This window comes from Pseudomonas pseudonitroreducens (genome assembly GCF_021603645.1).
Classification (GTDB): Bacteria; Pseudomonadota; Gammaproteobacteria; order Pseudomonadales; family Pseudomonadaceae; genus Pseudomonas; species Pseudomonas pseudonitroreducens.
Window position 1 is genome coordinate 13,897 of the sequence record NZ_BQHJ01000001.1, and the last position, 23,003, is coordinate 36,899.

22 protein-coding genes and 1 pseudogene are annotated in these 23,003 nt (G+C 66.1%); 7 read left to right on the top strand and 16 right to left on the bottom strand.

Annotation, left to right across the window (positions count from 1 at the left end; translation table 11 throughout):
- Positions 1-109: 109 nt before the first annotated feature.
- Positions 110-1,309: a CaiB/BaiF CoA transferase family protein gene (locus tag L6D89_RS00085; protein ID WP_236198376.1), complete on the bottom strand. Its 1,200-nt coding sequence runs from the start codon at positions 1,307-1,309 to the stop codon at positions 110-112.
- Positions 1,310-1,566: 257 nt separating this feature from the next.
- On the opposite strand from L6D89_RS00085, the gene L6D89_RS00090 reads away from it, so the two are divergent.
- The 3 genes from L6D89_RS00090 to recJ all read left to right on the top strand — a co-directional run bounded on the left by L6D89_RS00090 (position 1,567) and on the right by recJ (position 5,215).
- A complete protein-coding gene (locus L6D89_RS00090) occupies positions 1,567-2,745 on the top strand; it encodes a GGDEF domain-containing protein (RefSeq protein WP_236198377.1) in 1,179 nt (392 codons plus the stop codon).
- Between the two features lie 61 nt (positions 2,746-2,806).
- Positions 2,807-3,346, top strand: a complete 540-nt coding sequence (locus tag L6D89_RS00095; protein WP_045209899.1) for a YaeQ family protein — start codon at positions 2,807-2,809, stop codon at positions 3,344-3,346.
- A gap of 153 nt (positions 3,347-3,499) precedes the next feature.
- The gene (gene recJ, locus L6D89_RS00100; RefSeq protein ID WP_236198378.1) at positions 3,500-5,215 is read left to right on the top strand and encodes a single-stranded-DNA-specific exonuclease RecJ; all 1,716 of its coding nucleotides are present in this window, start codon (positions 3,500-3,502) and stop codon (positions 5,213-5,215) included.
- 115 nt (positions 5,216-5,330) lie between these two features.
- Here recJ and L6D89_RS00105 read toward each other — a convergent pair whose 3' ends face one another.
- Genes L6D89_RS00105 through L6D89_RS00115 form a run of 3 tightly spaced genes read right to left on the bottom strand, consistent with a single transcriptional unit; the run spans position 5,331 to position 7,356 of the window.
- Positions 5,331-5,654, bottom strand: coding sequence for a hypothetical protein (locus tag L6D89_RS00105; protein ID WP_236174700.1), 324 nt, complete (start codon positions 5,652-5,654; stop codon positions 5,331-5,333).
- Positions 5,651-6,175: a thiamine pyrophosphate-binding protein gene (locus L6D89_RS00110; RefSeq protein WP_236198379.1), complete on the bottom strand. Its 525-nt coding sequence runs from the start codon at positions 6,173-6,175 to the stop codon at positions 5,651-5,653. The genes L6D89_RS00105 and L6D89_RS00110 overlap by 4 nt, the downstream gene beginning before the upstream one ends.
- Positions 6,172-7,356 (bottom strand): PepSY-associated TM helix domain-containing protein, encoded by a 1,185-nt coding sequence (locus L6D89_RS00115; protein WP_236198380.1) that lies wholly within the window; start codon positions 7,354-7,356, stop codon positions 6,172-6,174. The genes L6D89_RS00110 and L6D89_RS00115 overlap by 4 nt, the downstream gene beginning before the upstream one ends.
- Before the next feature lie 287 nt (positions 7,357-7,643).
- Here L6D89_RS00115 and L6D89_RS00120 point away from each other — a divergent pair, with 287 nt between their 5' ends.
- From L6D89_RS00120 to L6D89_RS00130, 3 genes are all read left to right on the top strand, one after another.
- A complete protein-coding gene (locus L6D89_RS00120) occupies positions 7,644-8,264 on the top strand; it encodes a hypothetical protein (RefSeq protein WP_236174697.1) in 621 nt (206 codons plus the stop codon).
- The gene (locus L6D89_RS00125) at positions 8,261-8,581 is read left to right on the top strand and encodes a transcriptional repressor (RefSeq protein WP_236174696.1); all 321 of its coding nucleotides are present in this window, start codon (positions 8,261-8,263) and stop codon (positions 8,579-8,581) included. Before L6D89_RS00120 ends, L6D89_RS00125 begins: the two co-directional genes overlap by 4 nt.
- A 206-nt stretch (positions 8,582-8,787) precedes the next feature.
- The gene (locus L6D89_RS00130) at positions 8,788-9,894 is read left to right on the top strand and encodes an NADH:flavin oxidoreductase/NADH oxidase (RefSeq protein WP_236174695.1); all 1,107 of its coding nucleotides are present in this window, start codon (positions 8,788-8,790) and stop codon (positions 9,892-9,894) included.
- Between the two features lie 65 nt (positions 9,895-9,959).
- Here the strand turns inward: L6D89_RS00130 and L6D89_RS00135 are convergent, their stop codons facing one another.
- The 3 genes from L6D89_RS00135 to L6D89_RS00145 are packed head-to-tail and all read right to left on the bottom strand — an operon-like array spanning position 9,960 to position 12,285.
- Complete coding sequence (locus L6D89_RS00135; RefSeq protein ID WP_236198381.1) at positions 9,960-10,769, bottom strand: hypothetical protein; 810 nt, start codon at positions 10,767-10,769, stop codon at positions 9,960-9,962.
- 26 nt (positions 10,770-10,795) lie between these two features.
- Positions 10,796-11,197, bottom strand: a complete 402-nt coding sequence (locus L6D89_RS00140) for a TssQ family T6SS-associated lipoprotein (RefSeq protein ID WP_236198382.1) — start codon at positions 11,195-11,197, stop codon at positions 10,796-10,798.
- 38 nt (positions 11,198-11,235) lie between these two features.
- Positions 11,236-12,285 (bottom strand): PEGA domain-containing protein, encoded by a 1,050-nt coding sequence (locus L6D89_RS00145; protein ID WP_236198383.1) that lies wholly within the window; start codon positions 12,283-12,285, stop codon positions 11,236-11,238.
- 205 nt (positions 12,286-12,490) lie between these two features.
- Between L6D89_RS00145 and L6D89_RS00150 the strand changes: the two genes are divergently transcribed.
- A complete protein-coding gene (locus tag L6D89_RS00150; RefSeq protein WP_236174691.1) occupies positions 12,491-12,820 on the top strand; it encodes a hypothetical protein in 330 nt (109 codons plus the stop codon).
- A gap of 141 nt (positions 12,821-12,961) precedes the next feature.
- On the opposite strand, the gene L6D89_RS32720 is transcribed toward L6D89_RS00150, so the two are convergent.
- The 9 genes and pseudogenes from L6D89_RS32720 to ydcS all read right to left on the bottom strand — a co-directional run bounded on the left by L6D89_RS32720 (position 12,962) and on the right by ydcS (position 22,934).
- Complete coding sequence (locus L6D89_RS32720; protein WP_373874411.1) at positions 12,962-13,693, bottom strand: cache domain-containing protein; 732 nt, start codon at positions 13,691-13,693, stop codon at positions 12,962-12,964.
- Positions 13,694-13,825: 132 nt separating this feature from the next.
- Positions 13,826-14,119, bottom strand: a pseudogene (locus L6D89_RS32725) (methyl-accepting chemotaxis protein); the annotation flags it as partial.
- Positions 14,120-14,432: 313 nt separating this feature from the next.
- Positions 14,433-14,921: an ester cyclase gene (locus tag L6D89_RS00160; protein WP_236198384.1), complete on the bottom strand. Its 489-nt coding sequence runs from the start codon at positions 14,919-14,921 to the stop codon at positions 14,433-14,435.
- Between the two features lie 86 nt (positions 14,922-15,007).
- Positions 15,008-16,870 (bottom strand): FAD-dependent oxidoreductase, encoded by a 1,863-nt coding sequence (locus L6D89_RS00165; protein ID WP_236198385.1) that lies wholly within the window; start codon positions 16,868-16,870, stop codon positions 15,008-15,010.
- 285 nt (positions 16,871-17,155) lie between these two features.
- A complete protein-coding gene (locus tag L6D89_RS00170) occupies positions 17,156-18,580 on the bottom strand; it encodes a gamma-aminobutyraldehyde dehydrogenase (protein WP_236198386.1) in 1,425 nt (474 codons plus the stop codon).
- 243 nt (positions 18,581-18,823) lie between these two features.
- Positions 18,824-19,630 (bottom strand): ABC transporter permease, encoded by an 807-nt coding sequence (locus tag L6D89_RS00175; RefSeq protein ID WP_024766933.1) that lies wholly within the window; start codon positions 19,628-19,630, stop codon positions 18,824-18,826.
- Positions 19,620-20,570: an ABC transporter permease gene (locus L6D89_RS00180; RefSeq protein ID WP_054908254.1), complete on the bottom strand. Its 951-nt coding sequence runs from the start codon at positions 20,568-20,570 to the stop codon at positions 19,620-19,622. Before L6D89_RS00180 ends, L6D89_RS00175 begins: the two co-directional genes overlap by 11 nt.
- A 1-nt stretch (position 20,571) precedes the next feature.
- Positions 20,572-21,600, bottom strand: a complete 1,029-nt coding sequence (locus L6D89_RS00185; protein ID WP_038803388.1) for an ABC transporter ATP-binding protein — start codon at positions 21,598-21,600, stop codon at positions 20,572-20,574.
- Positions 21,601-21,788: 188 nt separating this feature from the next.
- Positions 21,789-22,934 (bottom strand): putative ABC transporter substrate-binding protein YdcS, encoded by a 1,146-nt coding sequence (ydcS, locus tag L6D89_RS00190; RefSeq protein WP_024765696.1) that lies wholly within the window; start codon positions 22,932-22,934, stop codon positions 21,789-21,791.
- Positions 22,935-23,003 lie beyond the last annotated feature (69 nt).

The window sequence follows — 23,003 nt, forward strand, 5'->3', positions numbered from 1 at the left end:
TCGCTGCTGCACCAAGAGCCGTAGGGCGAATAACCTGGAGCAGGTTATCCGCCGGCTTCAATACGGCGGATAACGCTGGCGCGTTATGCGCCCTACCAAAGCAAAGTGGTCAGACGGCGCCGTCCTTGCGCAATGCCGCGATGGCGGCTGCGTCGTAGCCCAGTCCGGAAAGCACCTCGTCGGTATGCTCGCCCAGCTTCGGGCCGATCCACTCGGCGCTGCCGGGGGTGTCGGACAGTTTGGGGACGATGCCGGGCATGCGGAAGGATTTGCCGTCCGGCAGCTTGGCGGAGAGGAACATCTCCCGGGCCAGGAATTGCGGGTCGCTGAACATGTCTTCGGCGGAGAAGATGCGGCTGGCTGGTACCTCGGCTGCGTTGAGCACCTCGAGTACGCTATCCAGCGATTCGGAACGCGCCCAGCGGTCGATGATGCCGTACAGCTCGTCGCGGCGCGCATCGCGGCCGTCGTTGCTGGCGAGCGTCGGGTCTTCGGCAAGGTCGAGGCGCCCGATGGCGTTCATGAAGCGGCGGAAGATGGCGTCGCCATTCGCGGCGATCTGCACGTGCTTGCCATCGGCCGTGGTGTGCACGGAGGAGGGCGTGATGCCCGGCATGATGTTGCCGGTGCGTTCGCGGATGAAGCCGAACACGTCGAACTCCGGAACCATGGATTCCATCATGGCGAACACCGCTTCGTAGAGCGCCACGTCGACGACCTGCCCGGCACCGCCGTTCACTTCGCGGTGGCGCAGGGCCATGAGCGCGCCGATCACGCCCCATAATGCGGCGATGGAGTCGCCGATGGAGATGCCGGTACGCACCGGTGGGCGGTCCTCGAAGCCGGTGATATAGCGCAGCCCGCCCATGGATTCGCCGACCGCGCCGAAGCCCGGCTGGTCCTTGTAAGGGCCGCTCTGGCCGAAGCCCGATAGGCGCACCATCACCAGCTTCGGGTTCAGCGCGTGGAGCACCTCCCAGCCCAGGCCGAGCTTCTCCAGTACACCGGGGCGGAAGTTCTCGATCAGGATGTCGGCCTCGGCCAGCAGCTTCTTCAGCACCTCGCGGCCGGACTCGTGCTTGAGGTTCAGGGTCAGCGAACGCTTGTTGCGTGCCTGCACGAACCACCACAGCGAGGTGCCCTCGTAGAGCTTGCGCCACTTGCGCAACGGGTCGCCGCCATCGGGCGATTCGACCTTGATCACCTCGGCGCCGAACTCCGCGCACAGGCGCGAGGCGAAGGGGCCGGCGATCAGGGTGCCGAGTTCGATGACCTTGAGGCCGGCGAGGGGTTTGGCGGTGCTGTTCATCGGTGGGTCCGAGCAAGGAGAGTGGCGGGACTCTAACCCGTGTGCGCGGCTTCGAACAGGCCGCCGGGCAGGCACCGGGTTTCGGTGCTTTGCGACGGCCCTGTGCGCGCGTAGAGTAGCTACATTCAGATGCTTCCTACTTTCGCTCGCGCGGTTTCGCGCAGGTACTCCGTGATGCGTTGGTCTTCCTCCCTACAGCCCGATGGCCTGGCGGCATTCTCCGGAGAATGCGTGCAGCCGGGCGGCGAGGGGGCTGCATGACGTTGAACCTGCCGACGCTGGTGGTCGTCGACCTCTACGTGCTGACCCTGGTCGGCGTGCTGATGGCGTTCGCCTGGCACAGCGGTCGCCGCGAACACACCCTGGGCTACATGAGTGCCGCGCTGCTGCTGGGCGCCCTCGGCACGTTCCTCGCCACCCTGCGCGGCATCGGCGTGGACTGGCTGCCAATCCTGATCGGCAATGTGGTGCTGCACCTCTGCTCGGCGATGACCTGGACCTCGATGCGTGTCTTCAGCGGGCGCAAGCCGCACTGGCCGCTGGTCGGCGCGGGTGCTGCGGGCTGGGCGCTGCTCTGCCTGCTGCCGCCGTTCTATGAGTCCCTGGCGGCACGGATTGCCGTCAGTACCGGGATCACGGTCATCTATTGCCTGGCGGCAATCGCCGAGCTATGGCGCGACCGCCAGAAGCTCGAGGTGGAACTGCGGCCAACCCTGACGCTGCTGGCGTTCCACACCCTCGTTTACCTGGTGCGGCTGGTAGTCGACCGCGGCATGCCGTTCGAGAGCGTGGCCAACAATGGCCAGGGCTCGACCTTCTTCACCTTCCTGGTCTTCGAGACCATGCTCTTCGCCATCGGCATTGCCTTCGCCACCCTGGCGATGGTCAAGGAGCGCGCCGAGTTGCAGTTCCGCAGCGCGGCCCTGAGCGATCCGCTGACCGGCGTGGGCAACCGCCGGGCCTTCATGGAGACCGGCGAGCGCCTGTTGCGCCTGTGCACCGAGCGTGGCGAGCAGGCTTCGCTGCTGCTCTGCGACCTGGACAACTTCAAGCGTCTCAACGACTCCTTCGGCCACCCGGCCGGTGACCGGGTACTGGTGGAGTTCAGCCGTATCACCGCGTCGCGGATGCGCAAGCATGACCAGTTCGCCCGCATCGGCGGGGAAGAGTTCGCCTGCCTGCTGGTGGGCGCCGACACCGAGGGTGCCTGCCAGGTGGCGGAGCGGGTGCGCCGTGAATTCGCCGAACTGCCGTTCATGGCGGAGGGTCAGTTGAGTGTCAGCATCGGTATCGCCACCAGCCGCGAGGCGGGCCATGACCTGCTGCGCCTGCTGTCGCTGGCCGACCAGGCGCTCTATGCGGCCAAGGCCAAAGGCCGCAACCGTATCGAACTGGCCGCGCCGGAGCCGGGAACCGACCGACGTCCACGGAGTTAATCCGCCGAGCCAGTGCTTTCGCGGTAGACTTGCCGCCTTCGAAAATTCGCCGGGAACACCCATGGCCCTGTCCGCCACGCCCTACAAAGCCGATATCAGCCTGACCGACCTCGACCGTGGGGTCTACGAGACCCTGCGCTTCACCGTCGCCCGTCACCCCTCGGAAACCGAGGAGCGCCTGGCGGTGCGCCTGCTCGCCTACGTCATCTGGTACAACGAGCAGCTGGCCTTCGGCCGTGGCCTGTCGGACGTCGAAGAGCCCTCGCTGTGGGAAAAAAGCCTGGACGACCGCGTGCTGCACTGGATCGAAGTCGGCCAGCCCGACGCCGACCGCCTGACCTGGTGCTCGCGCCGTTGCGAGAAGCTGACCCTGGTCGCCTACGGCAACCTGCGCGTGTGGACCACCAAGGTGCTCGACAGCGTGCGCCACCTGAAGAACCTCAATGTCGTTGCCATGCCCCAGGAGGCGCTGGAGGAAATCTCCCGCGACCTGCCGCGCTCGATCAACTGGACCGTGATGATCAGCGAAGGAACCATCTTCGTCACCGACGAGCGCGGCCAGCACGAACTGCAGGTCGAGTGGCTGATGGGCGAGCGCTGATTTGCGCTAGCTGTGCTTCGGCCCGGCTGCGTTGTGAACAGGCGTGGGCCTGCTCATTGGCCGCAGCAAACTCCGCAGCCCATGCCTGTTTACGCCTTGCCGTGTTCTAGCTCGCAAGGCGCAAGATCAAGCACAAAGGAATAGTTGGACTCCATGCGCATCGAATCCCGTCCCCTCCCGCCAACCCTGCCCAACCTGGGCGACCTGCCGCCGCTACTGACCCGCCTCTATGCCGCTCGTGGCGTGCAGAGTGCGGAGGAGCTGGACAAGGGGCTGGCGCGGCTGATCCCGTACCAGCAGCTCAAGGGCGTGGACGCGGCGGTGGAGCTGCTGGTCGATGCCCTGGAGAAGGGCCAGCGGATTCTCTACGTCGGCGATTTCGACGCCGACGGTGCCACCGCCAGCAGCGTCGGCGTGCTGGCGCTGCGCATGCTGGGTGCGGCCTGGGTCGATTACCTGGTGCCCAACCGCTTCGAGTACGGCTACGGCCTGACCCCGGAAATCGTCGCCGTGGCGCTGGAAAAGCGCCCGGAGCTGCTGGTCACCGTGGACAACGGCATCTCCAGTATCGACGGCGTCGCCGCCGCCAAGGCCGCCGGCCTGCGCGTGCTGGTCACCGACCACCACCTGCCGGGAGCGGAACTGCCCGCCGCCGATGCCATCGTCAACCCGAACCAGCCCGGCTGCGACTTCCCCAGCAAGGCCATGGCGGGCGTCGGCGTGATCTTCTACGTGATGCTCGCCCTGCGCGCCCGCCTGCGTGAGCGCGGCTGGTTCGCTGCGCGCGGCATCGCCGAGCCGAACCTCGCCGAGCTGCTCGACCTGGTGTCCCTGGGCAGCGTCGCCGACGTGGTGCCGCTGGACGCCAACAACCGCATCCTGGTGCACCAGGGCCTCGCGCGGCTTCGTGCCGGGCGTGCCCGTCCGGGCTTGCGTGCGTTGCTCGAAGTGGCGGGGCGCGATTGCCGGCGGATCACCTCCACCGACCTCGGCTTCATCCTTGGCCCGCGACTGAACGCCGCCGGGCGCCTGGACGATATGTCCCTGGGGATAGAACTGCTGCTCTGCGAGGACGAAGGCGTCGCCCGCGACATGGCGGTGCAGCTCGACCAACTGAACCAGGACCGCAAGGCCATCGAGCAGGGCATGCAGCGCGAAGCGCTGGCCCAGCTCAAGGAACTGCCGGTGGAGGAAATGCCATTCGGCCTGTGCCTGTTCGACCCGGAATGGCACCAGGGCGTGATTGGTATTCTCGCCTCGCGCCTGAAGGAGCGTTACCACCGTCCGACCATCGCTTTTGCCGATGCCGGCGACGGCACGCTCAAGGGCTCGGCACGTTCGGTGCCGGGCTTCCACATTCGTGACGCACTGGATGCCGTGGCCGCTCGTCATTCGGGGCTGATCAGCAAGTTCGGCGGCCACGCGATGGCCGCCGGGCTGTCGTTGCCGCAGGAGAACTTCGGTGCCTTCGCCGCTGCGTTCGATGCCGAAGTCCGCCGCCAACTGGATGAAGAAGACCTCACCGGCCGCCTGCTCTCCGACGGCCAGCTTGGCGCCGAGGAGTTCCACCTGGAGCTGGCCCGCGCGCTGCGCCAGGCCGGCCCCTGGGGTCAGCATTTCCCTGAGCCGCTGTTCCACGGCATCTTCCAGATCGTCCAGCAGCGCGTGGTCGGCGAGCGTCACCTGAAACTGCTGCTGAAGACCGAGTGCGGCTCGCTGCAACTGGATGCCATCGCCTTCAACATCGACCGCGAAATCTGGCCGAACCCCACCGTGCGCTGGGCGGAAGTGGCCTACAAGCTGGACGTCAACGAGTTTCGCGGCAACGAGACCGTGCAACTGATGGTGGCGCATATCGCGCCACGCTGAGCCGATCGGCGCTGATCTGCTTTTCGTAGGAGCGAGCTTGCTCGCGAACCCGGCCCTGCAGCGGAGGCCGTTCGCGAGCAAGCTCGCTCCTGCAGGGATACCTTGCAGCGCTAGCTCAGATGCCTTTGATCTCGCTCGGATCGACCTCGACCATATAGCCCGGCCCGACATCGAAGAGGATGTAGAAGTCTTCGCCTGGGCGCTTGAAGGTCAGGCTGGAGTCCGCCCCCAGCTTGCCGGGCAGCAGCACCTTGTGGTTGGTGGCGCTCAGCACATCCAGGGTAACGCCTGGCGCGGCGCTGCCATCGGTAAAGCCGCCGACGCAGCGGATCGTCTCGGCATCCAGCGCCGTGCATTCGCAGAAGGGCGCGTGGGCCAGGGCGCTGGTGCTGGCGGCCAGGCCGAGCAGCAGGGCGCTGTACTTGGGGATCGCTTTCATCGATTGCTCCGGGTCTTTTCCAGCCAGGCCACCAGCGACGGCGAGGCTTTGTCGAGAGGGATCTGCGCCTGATGCACCGCGCCATCCCAGCCTTCCACGGTCAGCCACAGCTCGTCGGCCGGCGTGACCCGGGCCGGGATCGTGACTTCGGCGAACTGCTGGTGCGGCGTGCCGGCGAACAGCCCGCCGGCGGCACGCAGGCTGCGTGGTTCGCCGATACGCAGGTAGGCGGCCTTCACCTGTGCATAGCAGCTGTCGCAGAAGGCCAGGGTAAAGGCCTTGACGAAGCCGGCGCGGCCTTCGTCTTCCGGCTCGCCGACTTCCCATTCGGCCATGCGCGCGGTCCAGGGGCCGACCTGCAGATTGCCGATCTCGCGCTCGCCCAGGCCGCGCAGGCCACGGTCGAGCTTCGCTTCGTGGAAGTACTGCGGCATGAAGCCCAGCGGAATCAGCACCAGCAGGGCGCTGAGGTGGAAACGCCAGCGCAGCCACAGGCGGCGCAGCTTGCTCTTGCCGCTCATTGGCTGGCCTCCGCGGTGGCCGCGACAGCGATGCGTTCGCGGGCTTTCTGCTTCTTCAGTTCCTTGGCGGTGGCGATCAGGGTGCGCTTGCTCCAGATCATCAGGCCGCTGAGCACCATCATGCTGAGGATCAGGCCGAACACGAACCAGATCAGCTTGACCCACACGCCGCCGAAATCGCCGGTGTGCAGCGGGCGCATGGACTCGGTGACGAACTCCAGCCCGGAGCGGTTGCCCAGCAGGCGGGTCGAGGCGATGCTACCGTCATAGGGGTTCACCTGGGCGCTTTCGGACATCAGCGGGTACCAGGCCTTGCCGAAGATGGTCAGCGGGTCGTAGGCGCTGGAGGGCAGGCGGAAGAAGGTCGGCTCGAAGCCGGGAATGCGTTGCTGCGCGGATAGCACGGCAGCGTCCAGGCCGATGCGCGGTGGCGCCTTGCCGTCCACGCTCAGTGGGATGCTGTCGCGCTGGATGATGGTCGGCACGCCTTCGCTGGAGATGGAAATGCTGTTGTCGAAGAGCATCGCCTGGATCAGGAACCAGGTGCCGGTGATGGAAATCACCGCGATGAACCAGATCGACCAGATACCCATCAGCCGATGCATGTCGCCCCAGAAGATGCGCGCGCCCTGGCGCAGGCGCAGGGTCGGCTTGAGGAAACCGCGCCAGAAGCGCTTGTACACCACCAGGCCGGTGACCAGCGAGGCGAGCATCGGCAGGCCGAGCAGCGACACCAGGTACCAGCCCCAGCTGAAACCGTGGCTGAACGGCACCAACCACCAGCCATGCAGCGCGCGGGTGAACTGGCGGAAGTCGAACAGCGGCATCTTGCCCTGGATAACCCCGGTATAGGGGTTCACGTAGAGCATGGCGGTAGCGCTGTCGGGATAAGTGACGCTGACCCGCAGCGCAAAATGCGTTTCGCTGGGCGCGCTGATCACGCGCACGGCGGCCTGCGGTTGCTGCTGGGCCATGGCGGCGAGTACCTGGTCGTAGCCCAGGCGTTGGGCGTCATCGTCTGGCGGATTGGCGCGCACGGACGGATCGGCCAGCCAGATGATCTCCTGACTCACCGTGGCCAGGGTGCCGGTGATGCACACCAGGAACACGAAGAACCAGATGGGCAGGGCCAGCCAGCTGTGGACCAGGAACCAGAGCCTGGAGCGGGATTTCTTGGACATGGGGAATCACGGCCACGCAAGGGCAAGGCAAAGGAAAAGGCCCTCGCCGGACAAGGCCGGCGAGGCGCGAAGACACCAAGGAGCAGCGGTGTTCTAGGAATAAGGACGGATGAGATCGAAAAACCGGCCATCTGCAGTTGCAAATAAATGTTTCGGTGCGGTTTTCGCGGTCTTTTCCATTTCTTTACACATTTTCTGTGCGTGTTTTTTGCGGCTCATCCGTCTTGTATGTGAAAGCGATCGATTCGCAACGGAAGCGAACTTCAGCCAGACAACAGGAGAACCGCATGACCTTCTACCTTCGCCAGCTCACGCTGCTGGCCGTGGCGCTGAGCTGTGCGCCATTGGCCAGCGCGGACTACCTGTGGCTGGAACGCAGTGCAGGGCAGAGCGCGAAAAGCTATTTCAGCGAACAGCAGCCCGGCGAGCACCTGCCGGTGACCCAGTTGCAGAATGCCCACGTCGTGCTGGGCGAGGGCAAGACGGCGCCGATGAAGGCTGGCGTCGAGTCCTTCGATATCGGCGCCGTGCCAGCGGGCGACCTGCGCGTCGCCGCCCAGCGTGCCGAAGGCAGCACCCTGACCATTTATCAGGCCCGCGAGGGACGCAGCGAGACCCGGGCGCAGAATGACCTGGAGCTGGTGCCCACCGCGCCCGGCGGCAATACCTTTGCCCTGCACTGGAAGGGCACCGTGGTGCCGGCCTCGCAGGTCAACGTGTACACCTCCGAGCAGTGGAGCCGCAGCCTGAAGCCGGCGGCCGACGGCACCGTGACCCTGGCCACGCCGTTCCCGGCGCGCTACGTGCTGGAGGTCTCGGCCCAGGTCAACGGCGGCGCCAGCGTCGACGGCAAGCGCTACGACAGCGTGATCCACGTTGCCACTCTGTCTTTCGAGGTGCGCCCATGAGAGTCGCTATCAAAGCCAGCACCCCGCTCCGCCCGCGCCTGCCGCGGCCCGCCCGGCAACTGCTGGAACACGCCGGTCTGCGCAGCAGCCTGCCGCGGTTGAACATCCTCGATGCGCTGGTGGCCTGCCGCAAGGCGACGGCTGTGGAACTGCATGCCTACTTGGAAGAGCCGGGCCTGCCCATCTCCCTCAGCTGCGTCAGCCAGACCCTGCGCCGCCTGCACCTCTCCGGCCTGCTCGAGCGTGACCAGAACAAGCGCTACAGCCTGGCACCCGGAGCGGTGGCGGCCATGGGCAAGTCGAGCGAGTTGCACTGACAGCGAGGCTGCAGTGGATGGCCCGCGAAAGAACGGCCGCTGGCTGACGCTGGCGGCCCTGTTGGTCGGGCGGGGCTGGACGTTCGACCACGCCGGCGACGTTCACGCAGGCAGGAAGGATTTCCGCCGATCATCCGAACTTATCCTTAGGCGATCCCGGTCTACAGTTGAAGTGACAAGTTCTGAAGACCCGAGGGAGTGCCACCATGAGCCAGTTGTTCGAGCCCCTGACCCTGCGCCAGCTGACCCTGTCCAACCGTATTGCCGTATCCCCCATGTGCCAGTACTCCGCCCAGGATGGCCTGGCCAACGACTGGCACCTGGTGCACCTGGGCAGCCGTGCCGTCGGCGGCGCCGGTCTGGTGATAGTCGAGGCCACTGCCGTGGCCCCGGAAGGGCGGATCAGCGCCGAGGACCTGGGCATCTGGAATGACGAGCAGGTCGAACCGCTGCGGCGCATCACCCGCTTCATCGAATCCCAGGGCGCGGTGGCTGGAGTGCAACTGGCCCATGCCGGGCGCAAGGCGAGCACCTGGGCGCCCTGGCTGGGCAAGCATGGTTCGGTGCCGGTCAGTGAAGGCGGCTGGACGCCCGTAGCACCCTCGGCCATTGCCTTCGACCCGCAGCACACCGCGCCGATCGCCTTGAGCGAGGAGCAGATGGCGACCATCAAGCAGCAGTTCGTGCGCGGCGCCGAGCGCGCCCTGGCCGCCGGCTTCAAGATCGCCGAGGTGCACGCCGCCCATGGCTACCTGCTGCATCAGTTCCTCTCGCCGCTGTCCAACCAGCGCCGCGACCAGTACGGCACCTGCTTCGAGAACCGTATCCGCTTCCTCCTGGAGGTCACCGCTGCCGTGCGTGCGGTCTGGCCGCAGGAGCTGCCGCTGTTCGTCCGCCTGTCCGCCACCGACTGGGTGGAGGATGGCTGGAACCCCGACGAGACCGTGGAGCTGGCGCGCCGCCTGAAGGACTTGGGGGTGGACCTGATCGATGTGTCGTCCGGAGGCACCGCGGTCAATGCCGAGATTCCCGTAGGGCCCGGTTACCAGACGCAATTTGCCGAGCGGGTGCGCAAGGAGGCGGGAGTCGCCAGCGGCACCGTGGGGATGATCACCGAGCCGGTGCAGGCCGAGCATATCCTGCGCACCGGGCAGGCCGACCTGATTCTGCTGGCCCGCGAGCTGCTGCGCGACCCTTACTGGCCGCTGCATGCCGCCGATGAGCTGGGCGGCCAGCCGGTGCCCTGGCCGGCACAGTACCTGCGTGCCGCGCAACGCGGCACGCCCAAGCGCAAGGCCTACGGGCAGGTTTGACGTTGGCGCGGGTCACGCGGACGAGTGCCACGTGAGCAGGCCGCAGCAGCGCTGGCGGCGGCCGCTCACTCCTTGGCGTTTTCCCGTACCAGGAACAACGGGGGACGAAGCGGGGTGGTGAAGGAGCGATGCTCTTCGTCGCGCTCATTCGTCACCGGGGTACGGCCCACGCTGTCGATGACCCAGCCGTCGCCTTCCTGTTTGAGCTGATAGGCCAGCGGCGCACCTTCCCTGAACAGTCGCTCCGGGCCCTTGCCGCCGAGCGCATAGAGCGAGACTTCGTAAGCCTCTATCTCGCCAGCCTTGTTGCGGCTGGCGGGCACCAGGCGCGCATAGTTGAGCACCGCGGAGCCCGGCAGGCGCCCCAGGGCGTGCTCACCCAGGTTGGCATCGGCGTAGAGCGGGTAGTAGGTCGGAGCGGACGGCGTGCTGACGTCGATCACATGGAGAAAGCCATAGCGCCGCCAGTCGCCTACCCCGAAGAGACCGGCACCGCTGCTGGCAATCACCTGGTAGCGCCTGTCCGGCAGGTTGATTTCCAGCAGGCGGCCGTCGCGCAGGTCCAGCCGGGGGAATTTTCCCCAGGGTGTGGCGACGGCGTCGAAGCGCTGCTTGCCCATCACCAGCCAGGCTGATTCTCCGGCGGTTTCCAGATAGGAGGGGGCGTCCTTCGCCTCGGTCCGGTATTCGCTGCCGGCTTTCGAAACCTGGCGGGTAAAGCTGGAGCCAAGCACGCTGGTGGAAGTCTGTTCGCTGCTCCAGAGACTCTCGACGGCAGCGCTCAGGCTTTCATGAGTGTCGGCGTGGGCGAGCGGCAGCAGACCCAGAAGGGGAATCGTCAACCAGTAGCGGCGCAGCCGATGGTGGAGTGACATGGGGACCTCGCGATCGGGGGAACGGGTCAACGGTGTGCCGCCTGGACGAATACCGGCCCCCACAGGGGATGGCTCGCTTCAGCGGTTCCCAGGTGGAAAGTCGGATCGATCTGCAGGGCGCGGTCGAAAGCGAAGCGGCACCGGATCGGCTGCTCGCTCACGCAGTAGCTGAACGCCAGGTACTTGAGTGCCTGCAACTGCACCTGGGTGCCGCCGGCCCACAGGGCTGGCGAGAGGAACTGTTCTTCAGCCTGGGTGTAGTTCCCTGCCTCGTACAGCCGCAGGCCTTCAGCGAAGGTGCTCTCGGCGTTCGCCTGGATATCCTCCGCTGGCGGCACGGGCTCATCTTCAAGGTGATGCCGGCAGCCCGCAGCGGCCGCCAGGCAGGCGATCAACAGGGGCGTCAGGAGAGTGCGCAAAGCTTTCATGGTGTTGTCCGTACGCGAAAAGGGAGGCCTGCCGGCGCTTACTGGAAGGTGTGGCGCAGCGTCACGGACTGGCCAGCGGAAATCTGCAATTGCTGGCTGTAGCTGGGCAGATCGGGGTTACGCAGTTCGACCCTGTGGCTGCCGGGTGACAGTTGCAGCTTCAACAGCGGGGGGCTGATGCCATGCTTCTTGCCGTCGACCCAGACTTCGGCCCACGGCTGGACTGCGACGATCAGCGTGCCGACTGCGGCTGGCACGGGCGCGCTGCGGGACTTGGCCGGAGCAACGGGTTTCCTGTCGACGATGGTCATGGGCGGCGAGGGAACGGGGCGTGGCTTGGGCGGCGCGATAACCGGCAGTGTGGGCGTTGCCGGCTTCTGCGTCTGGACCGGGGGCGCTTGCGCGATCGTGTCCGCTGCTGGCGCCTGGTCGGCGGAAGCGCCCATCTCGCGGGGCTCAGCCATCGGCTGTGCCGGGGCGGGCTCGGAGGGGACGACCGGCAACGGTTCGTCGTCCATGGGTTCCTGTGTGACGATCACGCCGCTGTCTGCCGGGCTGTCGCTGAATTGCGCGTGCACAGGAGGCTGCGGGCTCGGCTCCTGGATTGCTGCCGGGACATCGCCAGGATTGTTGCTGGGCCAGTACTTCCACAACGTTGCCAGCAGCGCGCCGAGCAGCAGACAGATGGCAGCGACGCCGATCAGCAACCAGTTCACGGGGGATTGTGGCGTGGGCTGCTGAGCCGCGGCCGCCGGCACGACTGCCTCAGCCTGGCTCGGTGGTTGAGCGCTCGGCTGTGAAGCAACGGCGGGGCGCGGCGTCACCCTGTAGGCGGTGCCTGGACCATACCAGGAACTCAGCGGCTCGCCGGGCGCCGAATCGGCACGCGGAATACTCGGAGGCTTCCGGGTGTCGGGGGATCGGGGGGCGTTCGCGGTCGGTTCCATCGGGTACATCTTCAATAGGTTGAAGAAGAGGGTTTTCTGGCCTCGTGCGGGAAGCGGGGCACCGGGCACGAGTAGCAAGCTGTGAATATTCGAAAAATGGCCGCGGATCATAGGAAGCCAATCGCCGAGGTTCAAACGCACTCGATGGTTTCCGTTGCCGGGATGGGGATTTGAGGATCAGGTCGCGGTTTGCGAAGGAGACGGCGGCAGCGAATGCGCCCGTGACCAGGAGGTCAGGAAAAGAAATGAAATGTGATATCTGTCGCACAGTGGCGTTGTGATGCTACTCTCACCGGGCTCGCGCAAGGACTGCGCCACACCCCACCAGAGCATCACTGGAGCACGCATGGACGCCTCTGCAACGCCTGCTGTCATCGCTCAATCGGAAATCGCCCTGCTGGCGAACATCCTTGCCCTCGCCACCCGCAACATGTCCAACCTCAGCACGCTGATCACCCAGTTGTCGGTGGAGCTCGGGCATAGCCCCGATCCGCACCTGCAGCGCGTCGGCCAGCGTGTGCTGGCGGATGTGGACGTGCTGGCGAAATCCCTGGATACCCAGTGGGAGCTGATCGGCGCGCTCTCGCGCTTCTGTCCGCTGTTGTCGCGCACACCACTGGTGAAGCCGGCACTGGTGACGGAAATCCATATCACCGAGTTGCCCGAGCGGGGGTAGGCCGGGGTTGCATCGAGCTTGGAGGTGGGGTTTGGGCTTGGGTTCGCGAGCAAGCTCGCTCCTACAGTCAGTCTCACTTCGGAGCCGGCCTTGCAGGAGCGAGCTTGCTCGCGAACGACAGGCAGCGTCACTGCGTTGCGATCACTCGCCGGCCTGGGCCAGCTCGAAGCTCATCAGCAGCGCCCACGGCGCATCACTGTCGCCGACGCGGATCGGCTGCAGCAATTCCACGCGCTGGCCTTTCACCTGTTCCCAGGCCTTGCCCCGGGCGATGGCGCTGCGCGCTTCCTGCGGCAGTTCGCTGGCCTTGTCGCCCAGGCGTTTGGCGTCCGCGTGGGTGACGTAGACGCCGGCGTTGGAGAGCATGGCGTAGCGGCCGTTGCCCATCGGCGCCAGCTTGCCGAGGCTTTCCTGCAACTGGTGCAGGGTGTAGTCGGCGCCGAGAATGCCGAGGAAGCGGCCATTGGCGAACATCGGCGACATGAACGAGGTCATCAGCACGCTGCTGCCGCCAACGCTGTATTCATAGGGCTCCATGAACACGTCGCGACCCTTGTCGCGGGGGACCTGATACCAGTCGCCGCTGCCGTCGGCCTTGTCGTAGCCGACCAGGCATTCGCGCTGGGCCACGCCGCTGCCGCGGTGCCAGTAGGCCATGAGGCGACCACTGGCATCGTGCCCCGGTGTATGGCTGAACTCGGCATCGCGACCGTCGAAGGCATTCGGTTCGCAGCCGCAGGCGAAGGCCAGCAGGTCGGGGTTGCGGGTCAGGTATTCGTGCATCACCGCGTCGATCTGCTCGCGCTGCGGGCCGAGGTTGCGCGCCTTCAGGCCGAGGATGAAGTGCTTCAGGCCGTAGAGCGCGGTGGCCATCACCGCGAAGCGCGCTTCCAGACGCTGGGCCTCGCCAGCCAGCACCACGCGGGCGGTGTCCAGCAGGCTGGAGTGCTCGGCCTGTTCGACATCGGCCAGGGCCTTGGCGCTTTCACTCTTGATCGAGGCGACGACGTTGCCGATGTCGGCGGTGGCGTTGGCCGACTGCGTCGCCAGGCGGCGCACCTCGTCGGCGACCACTGCGAAACCGCGCCCGCTTTCCCCGGCGCGGGCGGCTTCGATGGCGGCATTGAGCGCCACCAGGTTGGTGTTCCTGGCGATCTGCTTGATGGTTTCGGAGACCTTGCTGATCTGCGTCCAGCGAACGTTGAGGTCGGCGATCAGTTGCTTGACCTGGTCGATGGTGGAGCGGGTGCTGGAGCTGTCTTCGGCGCTCGCGGGCCGGCTTTCGAGTGTGCTTGGCATGGGTAGGGACACTGCAGTGGCGGATGAGGGCAGGAGTAGGCGAGGGCTTCTTTCTTCTAATGTCAGCCGCCCGTGAAGGCGCGGCTGTATTACGGCGCTGGGCGTCTGGACGTAGGAGCGGACTCCGTCCGCGATGTTTTCGCGTGGGCGGGAGACTATCGCGGACGGAGTCCGCTCCTACGCAAACGGGATCTGCGGTGCCAGGCGTACCCGATTACCAGACAGACCCGTAGGGCGAATAACGCGTAGCGTTATCCGCCGCCATGGCTGAACGGCGGATAACCCGTTCCGGGTTATCCGCCCTGCGCTTGCGTTACCAACCCAACTGCTTGTGCAGGCCGAGGGCGTCGTAGTAGTCGCCCTGGTAGACGATCTTGCCGTCCTTGACCTTCACGTAGCTCACGCCGTCGAACGACAGCGGCTTGTTGGTGGCCGGGGTCTGGGCGTCCCAGGCGCCGGTGTTGGTGCCGCTGAAGGTCCACTGGAAGGCGATGCCGTCCTTGTCGACGATCGGCTTGCCGTTCATCTTCCATTTCAGGTCCGGCACGGCCCCCACGAACACCTTGATCACGTTGTCGCGCGCGGCTTCCCGGCCTTTCTGCGGAGTGCCGACGGTGACGTCGAAATACTCCGCATCCTTGGCCAGGTAGCCGGCGGCCTTCTCGGCGTCGTGGGCGTTCCACGCAGCCATGTAGGCGTCGACGATCTGTTTGGGATTCTCTTGTGAAGAGCCTGCGGCCTGGACCAGGCCGGCAAAGGTGAACAGTGACAGCAGGTAAAACGCTCTGACGAGGTGACGCATGCTTGCCTCCGTTGCGGGCGTGCCCGCGGGGTTTCGGCCGGATGGCCGTTGTGTGTGGCGCCACGCAGGGCGTGGCGCCGGGTCTATCAGGACAGTTCGCCCACCGCGCGCCAGGCTTCGTCGATGGCCGCATGGGCATAGGCGTCCCAGGCGGCATCGGAGTTGGCGATGGTGACGTTGCCAACCTTGGTGCGGGCCAGGTTCATCAGTTTTTCGCTCTCTTGCTCATCATCGAAGAGGCTGTTGGAGAAGTACGAGTAGCCGTGCGACCAGCGGTTGATGGTGATCGCCTGGATATCCTTCTGGTGGTCGAAGCCGACCGGGCCGAGCATGGCCTGCAACTGGTCGCGGATCATGCCTTCCATCTGTTCGAAGCTCATGGCGTAGAGCTTGCCGCGGCCCACGCGGGCCTGGGTGCGTGCGTCCATGCCGGCGTTGGGGCTGGTGGGCACGTAGACCATGTGCAGGCCGATGGGCTGGTTCGGGTCGCGCGGGTGGCTGTAGCCGCCGATGTCCACCGGGTAGTCCAGCTTCACGCGGCTGTACGGCTGGCTCGGCGCGTAGATTTCGTGCACGCCCAGCTTCATGAAGCTCTGCCAGTTGCGGATCACCACCTTGGTGTACACCAGCGGGAACTTCACGTTCTGCGCCAGGGCGTGAGACTGCTCGGCGGAGAGGTCACGCAGGATGTAGGGGATGATCATGTTGTAGCAGGCCAGCACGCAGTGCCTGGCGCGCACACGGTGCAGGGCGCCGGCGCGGCTGTAGCCGACGTCCACGCCGCCGTCGCGGTTCTTCACGCTCACCGCGGTGCTGTTCAGGCGCAGGCGCACGGCGTTGTTCGGCTGGTCCAGCTTGGCGTAGTCGAAGGTGGCCAGGACGATGTCGTTCATGTCCTTGCCCGGCGCCACGCCCGGAATCAGGCCGCGCACCAGCAGGCGCGCCAGCGAGGCGTTGCCGTCGGGGAAGTGGTAGATGTACGGCTCTTCCATCTCCGACTTGGCTTCCTCGCTGATCGGCGAGAGGTCCATCGCGGCGAAACCGGGGAAGCCCACGGAGTAGGCCGAATCGGCAGAGACGGCGTCGATGCTCAGCGCGGAGAAATCGTTGGTGCGGCTGAGGAAGTAGCGGGTGGCGGCCTCGCTCAGGCCCACGTCCTTGCGCAGGAAATCCTGGTAGCTGGTCTTGGCCAGGTGCGCTTCCTTCTCCTCGCGGGTCTTGCCGGCGAGGTAGTCCTTCGGCGCCTCGTGCAGGTCGATCAGCGCCTGGCGGTCGGCCTCGGGCAGCGGGAAGTCGCCGATGAAGGCGCGCCAGCTGCGGGCGTTGAGCTTTTCCGGGGCGATGTCGTCGGCCACCATCGGCGTCGGGTCGCCGCTGACCATCTTCGCCTCGCCGAAGCCGGCCTTGTCGAAGAACACCCCGCGCGACAGGCCCAGGTTCGGGTAGAAGTCACGGTCGAAGGCGGTTTCGAAGCGGTCGACGTCGACGTTGAGCTGCTTGAGCAGGCCGTTCACCGTGTCGCTGTACAGGTGCTTGGGCGACTGGAAGGCTTCGCTGCCGCCGTAGCCGAGGATCATCCGGCCACCGGCCTGGAATTCGTTGCGTTTGGCGTGGCCGCCGAAGTCGTCGTGGTTCTCGATGATCAGCACGCGCGCCTTGGGGTGCTTCTGCCGATAGAACCAGGCTGCGGACAGGCCGCTGATGCCGCCGCCGACCACTACCAGGTCGTACTGCTCCTCGATCTTCAGGCCATCGGTATCGAATACCTTCTTCTCCCAGCCCATCTGGTGCGCGACCTCGAACGCGCCGGGATGGCTGCCGCGCATGCCGGTGAGGGCAGGCGGGTAGTAGCGGCCGGACGGAGCGGCCTGGAGAAGTTGCAGCGGGGTGAGGCCCGCGCCGATGGTGAGGGCAACGCCGTTGAGGAAGTCGCGGCGGGTAATGGTCATGGGAAATCCTTGCAAGGTGATGGCCCGGGGCAGGGCTGTCATGGTTTTGCCCTTCCATGCCGGAAGGGGTTGCGGCATGCGTGGCCGCGCGGCGGTCCCGGTCGAGCGGGGCACCGTTGAACCAGCGGACCTTGGTCCGCTGGTTGCTTTTTTCACCGTACTGTTGGGCCTCGCGAGCTAGAGCGCAGCAAGGCGGAAGGTGGTTCGGGCCCAGGAGGGTAAATAACTGGACACGAACCGCCGTCCAACGCAGCTCCGCCGAAGCGCAGCAGGCCGTACTCCCAATCAGTGCTTGATCATGACGTGGCGGATCGCTGTGTAGTCCTCGAGACCGTACATGGACATGTCCTTGCCGTAGCCCGACAGCTTCATGCCGCCGTGTGGCATTTCGGTGGTCAGCATGAAGTGCGTGTTGACCCAGGTGCAGCCGTACTGCAGGCGCGCGGACAGGCGATGGGCGCGGCCGATGTCGCTGGTCCACACCGAGGAGGCCAGGCCGTAGTCGGAGTCGTTCGCCCAGGCCAGCGCCTGCGCTTCGTCGTCGAACTCGGTGACCGAAACCACCGGGCCGAAGATTTCGCGGCGGACCACTTCGTCGTCCTGGCGGGCGCCGGCGAGCACGGTCGGCTCGAAGAAGAAGCCCGCGCGGTCGGCGCGCTTGCCGCCGGTGACCACTTCGATGTGCGGCACTTGCCTGGCGCGCTCGACGAAGCCGATGACGCGCTCCAGGTGCTGCTCGGTGATGACCGGGCCCAGTTCGGTGTTCGGGTCGTCCTGCTCGCCGTACTGGATGCTGGCAACCGCTGCGCCGAGCTTCTCGACGAACTTGGCGTAGATGCCTTTCTGCGCGTAGATGCGGCAGGCGGCGGTGCAGTCTTGCCCTGCGTTGTAGAAGCCGAAGGTGCGGATGCCTTCCACGGCGGCGTCGATATCGGCGTCGTCGAAGATCAGCACCGGGGCCTTGCCGCCCAGTTCCATGTGCATGCGCTTCACGGTGTCGGCGGTGCCGGCGATGATGCGGCTGCCGGTGGCGACCGAGCCGGTCAGCGACACCATGCGTACTTTCGGGTGGGTGGTCAGCGGCTCGCCAACGCTCGGGCCACGGCCGAACACCAGGTTGACCACGCCGGCGGGGAAGATATCGGCCATCAGCTGCGCCAGGCGCAGGGCGGTCAGCGGGGTCTGCTCGGACGGCTTGAGCACCACGGTGTTGCCGGCGGCCAGGGCCGGGCCGAGTTTCCACGCGACCATCATCAGCGGGTAGTTCCACGGCGCGATGGAGGCGACCACGCCCACCGGGTCGCGACGGATCATCGAGGTGTGGCCCGGCAGGTATTCGCCCGCGGCGGAGCCTTGCATCACGCGGCAGGCGCCGGCGAAGAAGCGGAACACGTCGGCCACCGCCGGCAGCTCGTCGTTCAGCGCGGCGGAGTAGGGCTTGCCGCAGTTGTTGGATTCCAGGCGGGCCAGTTCCTCGGCGTTGGCGTCGATGGCATCGGCCAGTTGCAGCAGGAGCATCGCGCGGTCTTTCGGCGCGGTCTGCGACCAGCCGTCGAAGGCGGCATCGGCGGCCAGTACGGCGGCGTCGACCTGGGCCGGGGTGGCCTCGGCGATTTCCACCAGGGTGGTGCCCAGGGACGGGTTCACAACGGCGAGCTTCTCGCCTTCGCCAGCGACCAGTTGGCCGTTGATCAGCAGGTTGGTTTGCATGGTTGAGTCCTCTTGGTCAGGAACGTGGTGCAAATTCGGTTGAGGTGTTTCTTTTTAAGGGCCTGCCGGTTTATGGGCGGCGGGCCTGAGGGGTTCTGTGTAGTACTGGTGCTGTGCGTCTCCCTCACCCCAGCCTTCTCCCAGAGGGAGAGGGGGCCGTCCGCAGCTCTGTGACATCCCGCTGCACGGTCATCCCCTCTCCCTCCGGGAGAGGGTTAGGGTGAGGGCTGCACGGCACCCAAATTACTTCCCGCTCCCCGCCACGCCCTCGCCACCCTTGGTCAGGTAGTAGGCGCCGAGGATCGGCAGCATGGTCACGATCATCACCAGCATCGCCACCACGTTGGTCACCGGCACGTCGCGCGGGCGGCCCAGCTGGTTGAGCAGCCAGATCGGCAGGGTGCGTTCGTGGCCGGCGGTGAAGGTGGTGACGATGATCTCGTCGAAGGACAGCGCGAACGCCAGCATGCCGCCGGCCAGCAGCGCCGAGCCGAGGTTGGGCAGGATCACGTAGCGGAAGGTCTGCCAGCCGTCGGCGCCCAGGTCCATCGAGGCTTCGATGAGGCTGTGGGAGGTGCGGCGGAAACGCGCGATGACGTTGTTGTAGACGATCACCACGCAGAAGGTGGCGTGGCCGATGACGATGGTCAGGAAGCCCGGTTCGATGCCAAGGGTCTTGAACGCCGACAGCAGCGCGATGCCGGTGATGATGCCGGGCAGGGCAATCGGCAGGATCAGCATCAGCGAGATGCCTTCCTTGCCGAAGAAGTCGCGGCGGTACAGCGCGGCGGCCGCCAGGGTGCCCAGGAGCATGGCGATCAGCGTGGCGACGCTGGCGATCTTCACCGACAGTTCGATGGCTTCGAGCACGTCCTGGCGCGCGAAGGCGACGCTGAACCAGTGCAGGGTGAAGCCCTTGGGCGGGAAGCTGAAGGCCGCGTCCTCGGTGTTGAAGGCGTACAGGAAGATGATCAGGATCGGGAAGTGCAGGAACACCAGCCCGCCCCAGGCAGCTGCTTTGAGCCCCCAGGAAGCTTTCTCAGAGTGCATCGAAGGCCCCCAGACGTTTGACGATGGAGAGATAGACGGCGATCAACACGATCGGCACCAGGGTGAAGGCGGCGGCCATCGGCATGTTGCCGATCGCGCCCTGCTGGGCGTAGACCATGCTGCCGATGAAGTAGCCGGGCGGGCCCACCAGTTGCGGCACGATGAAGTCGCCCAGGGTCAGGCTGAAAGTGAAGATCGAGCCGGCGGCGATGCCGGGGATCGACAGCGGCAGGATCACCTGGAAGAAGGTCTGCCGCGGGTGCGCGCCGAGGTCCGCCGAGGCTTGCAGCAGCGACGGCGGCAGGCGCTCCAGGGAGGCCTGGATCGGCAGGATCATGAACGGCAGCCAGATGTACACGAACACCAGGAAGCGCCCGAAGCTGGAAGTGGACAGGGTGTTGCCACCGATCCCCGGAATGCCCAGCAGCAGGTTCAGCAGGGGCTCCAGGCCCAGGTGCTGGACGAACCACATCGCCACGCCGCCCTTGGCCAGCAGCAGGGTCCAGGCGTAGGCCTTGACGATGTAGCTGGCCCACATCGGCATCATCACGGCGATGTAGAAGAACGCCTTGGTCTTACCGGTGGTGTAGCGCGCCATGTAGTAGGCGATGGGGAAGGCCACCGCGCCGCTGGCGATGGACACCGCGACGGCCATCAGCACGGTGCGCTGGATGATGTCGAAGTTGGAGCCGCTGAACAGCGAGCCGAAGTTGGCCCAGGTCAGGTCCGGCGTCACCGTCATGGTGAAGTCGTCGAAGGTGTAGAAACCCTGCCACAACAGCGTCAGCAGCGAGCCGAGGTAGATCGCGCCGAACCACAGCAGCGGCGGGATCAGCAGCAGCGAGAGGTACAGCGTCGGCTTGCGGTAGAGCAGGTTGGACAGGCGGCGCAGCGGGCCATTGCTGGCCGCCGGCAGCGCTGCATTCATCGTCAGTTCCATCTCACGCGCCCTCGTTCAGCACCACCATCGCCTCGCGTGCCCAGCGAGCGGTCACGCGCTGGCCCGGCTGGTGGGCGAGGTCGATGTCGGCCCACTGGCTGTTGGCCTGGCTGAGGCAGAGGTTCTGGCCGTTGTCGAGACGGATCTCGTAGCGGGTCGCCGCGCCCTGGTACTGGATGTCGTGCAGCAGGCCGCTGATCTCGATGTCCGACGTGGCGCGCTCACCGTTGGCGAAAGTGATGTGCTCCGGGCGGATGGAGAACGGTTGGGCGTTGCCGGTCAGGCTCTGGGCGATGTCGCCGCGCAGTACGTTGGAGGTGCCGACGAACTCGGCCACGAACGGAGTGGCCGGCTTCATGTAGAGGTTGCGCGGGGTGTCGACCTGCTCGATGCGGCCCTTGTTGAACACCGCGACGCGGTCGGACATGGACAGCGCTTCGCTCTGGTCGTGGGTGACGAAGATGAAGGTGATGCCCAGCTGGCGCTGCAGCTTCTTCAGCTCGCTCTGCATCTGCTCGCGCAGCTTGAGGTCGAGGGCGCCGAGCGGTTCGTCCAGCAGCAGCACGCGCGGGCGGTTCACCAGGGCGCGGGCCAGGGCTACGCGCTGGCGCTGGCCACCGGAGAGCTGCACCGGCTTGCGCACGCCGTAGCCGCCCAGGGCGACCATGCCGAGGGCTTCTTCGGCGCGCTTGAGACGCTCGGCCTTGCCGATGCCTTTCACCTTCAGGCCGTAGGCGACGTTCTCCAGCACGCTCATGTGCGGGAACAGCGCGTAGTCCTGGAACACCGTGTTGACGTCACGCTGGTACGGCGGCAGGCCTGCGGCCTCCTCGCCATGGATGCGGATGGAGCCTGCGCTGGGTTGCTCGAAGCCGGCGATCAGGCGCAGGCAGGTGGTCTTGCCCGAACCCGACGGGCCGAGCATGGAGAAGAACTCGCCGTCCTTGATGTCGATGGACACCCGGTCAACGGCTTTCACCTCGCCGAACTGGCGGGAGACCTGGGTGAATTGAACAGCGGGGGTGGTCATGGTGCACGCTCCAAGGGGCAGGATTCCGGCGCGGCCGGGCCCTGCCCGTGAATCTGAGATACGGGTGAATCGATGCGAATTGGGGGGGCGGGAACTCCCTCTGGGAGAGGGCCGGGGTGAGGGAAGCCACGGCACACGGCCGGGCCCTCACCCCCAACCCCTCTCCCAGAGGGAGAGGGGAGCCGAAATCAGCGGCCGCCCATGATCCCGATGTAGTCCTGGGTCCAGCGGCTGTACGGGACGAACTTGCCGCCCTCGGCCACCGGGGTCTTCCAGAACGCGATCTTGTCGAACTGGTTGTAGCCGTTGGTGGCGCAGCCTTCGCCGCCCAGCAGGGTGCTGGCCTTGCAGCCTTCCGGCACGGCCGGCACGGAGCCGAACCAGGCAGCCACGTCACCTTGCACCTTGGGCTCCAGCGACCAGTTCAGCCACTTGTAGGCGCAGCTCGGATGCTGGGCTTCGGCGTGCAGCATGGTGGTGTCGGCCCAGCCAGTGACGCCTTCCTTCGGGAACACGGTGGCGATCGGCTGACCTTCGGCCTTCAGGGCGTTGGCCTGGTACGGCCAGGCGCTGGAAGCGGCGACGCCTTCGTTCTTGAAGTCGCTCATCTGCACGGTGGTGTCGTGCCAGTAGCGGTGGATCAGGTCATGCTGCTTGCGCAGCAGTTCGACCACGGCGGCGTACTGCTTCTCGTCGAGCTGGTAGGGGTCGGTAATGCCCAGTTCCGGCTGGGTGGCCTTCAGGTACAGCGCGGCGTCGGCGACGTAGATCGGGCCGTCGTAGGCCTGCACGCGGCCCTTGTTCGGCTTGCCGTCGGGCAGGTTCTGCGCGTCGAACACGACTTTCCAGCTGTCCGGCGCGGTGGGGAAGACCTTGGTGTTGTACATCAGCAGGTTCGGGCCCCACTGGTACGGCGCGCCGTAGGTCTTGCCGTTGACCACGTACCAGGCGGCGTCCTTCAGGCGCGGGTCGATGTTCTTCCAGTTGGGGATCAGCGACGGATCGATCGGCTGCACGCGCTTGCCGTAGATCAGGCGCAGGGAGGCGTCGCCCGAAGCGGTGACCAGGTCGTAGCCGCCCTTGGCCATCAGGCTGACCATCTCGTCGGAGGTGGCGGCGGTCTTCACGTTGACCTGGCAGCCGGTGTCCTTCTCGAACTGGGTCACCCAGTCGTAGTTCTTGTCGGACTGGCCGCGCTCGATGTAGCCGGGCCAGGCGATGATGTCCAGACGGCCTTCGCCTTTGCCGACTTCCTTCAGGGCCTCGGCGGCCTGGACGCCGGCGCTGGCCAGCAGGGCGGTGGTGATGGCACTGAGCAGTGCGGTCTTGCGCATCGGGTGTCTCCCTCTCGTTGTTGTCTCTATTGGTGGGGCAGTTCAATCGAGCAACCACCCTCGTGCGAG

Coding starts and splice junctions, on each gene's coding strand:
- L6D89_RS00085 (WP_236198376.1), bottom strand. CDS start 1,309: ATGAACAGCACCGCCAAACCCCTCGCCGGCCTCAAGGTCATCGAACTC.
- L6D89_RS00090 (WP_236198377.1), top strand. CDS start 1,567: ATGACGTTGAACCTGCCGACGCTGGTGGTCGTCGACCTCTACGTGCTG.
- L6D89_RS00095 (WP_045209899.1), top strand. CDS start 2,807: ATGGCCCTGTCCGCCACGCCCTACAAAGCCGATATCAGCCTGACCGAC.
- recJ (WP_236198378.1), top strand. CDS start 3,500: ATGCGCATCGAATCCCGTCCCCTCCCGCCAACCCTGCCCAACCTGGGC.
- L6D89_RS00105 (WP_236174700.1), bottom strand. CDS start 5,654: ATGAAAGCGATCCCCAAGTACAGCGCCCTGCTGCTCGGCCTGGCCGCC.
- L6D89_RS00110 (WP_236198379.1), bottom strand. CDS start 6,175: ATGAGCGGCAAGAGCAAGCTGCGCCGCCTGTGGCTGCGCTGGCGTTTC.
- L6D89_RS00115 (WP_236198380.1), bottom strand. CDS start 7,356: ATGTCCAAGAAATCCCGCTCCAGGCTCTGGTTCCTGGTCCACAGCTGG.
- L6D89_RS00120 (WP_236174697.1), top strand. CDS start 7,644: ATGACCTTCTACCTTCGCCAGCTCACGCTGCTGGCCGTGGCGCTGAGC.
- L6D89_RS00125 (WP_236174696.1), top strand. CDS start 8,261: ATGAGAGTCGCTATCAAAGCCAGCACCCCGCTCCGCCCGCGCCTGCCG.
- L6D89_RS00130 (WP_236174695.1), top strand. CDS start 8,788: ATGAGCCAGTTGTTCGAGCCCCTGACCCTGCGCCAGCTGACCCTGTCC.
- L6D89_RS00135 (WP_236198381.1), bottom strand. CDS start 10,769: ATGTCACTCCACCATCGGCTGCGCCGCTACTGGTTGACGATTCCCCTT.
- L6D89_RS00140 (WP_236198382.1), bottom strand. CDS start 11,197: ATGAAAGCTTTGCGCACTCTCCTGACGCCCCTGTTGATCGCCTGCCTG.
- L6D89_RS00150 (WP_236174691.1), top strand. CDS start 12,491: ATGGACGCCTCTGCAACGCCTGCTGTCATCGCTCAATCGGAAATCGCC.
- L6D89_RS32720 (WP_373874411.1), bottom strand. CDS start 13,693: ATGGCCACCGCGCTCTACGGCCTGAAGCACTTCATCCTCGGCCTGAAG.
- L6D89_RS00160 (WP_236198384.1), bottom strand. CDS start 14,921: ATGCGTCACCTCGTCAGAGCGTTTTACCTGCTGTCACTGTTCACCTTT.
- L6D89_RS00165 (WP_236198385.1), bottom strand. CDS start 16,870: ATGACCATTACCCGCCGCGACTTCCTCAACGGCGTTGCCCTCACCATC.
- L6D89_RS00170 (WP_236198386.1), bottom strand. CDS start 18,580: ATGCAAACCAACCTGCTGATCAACGGCCAACTGGTCGCTGGCGAAGGC.
- L6D89_RS00175 (WP_024766933.1), bottom strand. CDS start 19,630: ATGCACTCTGAGAAAGCTTCCTGGGGGCTCAAAGCAGCTGCCTGGGGC.
- L6D89_RS00180 (WP_054908254.1), bottom strand. CDS start 20,570: ATGGAACTGACGATGAATGCAGCGCTGCCGGCGGCCAGCAATGGCCCG.
- L6D89_RS00185 (WP_038803388.1), bottom strand. CDS start 21,600: ATGACCACCCCCGCTGTTCAATTCACCCAGGTCTCCCGCCAGTTCGGC.
- ydcS (WP_024765696.1), bottom strand. CDS start 22,934: ATGCGCAAGACCGCACTGCTCAGTGCCATCACCACCGCCCTGCTGGCC.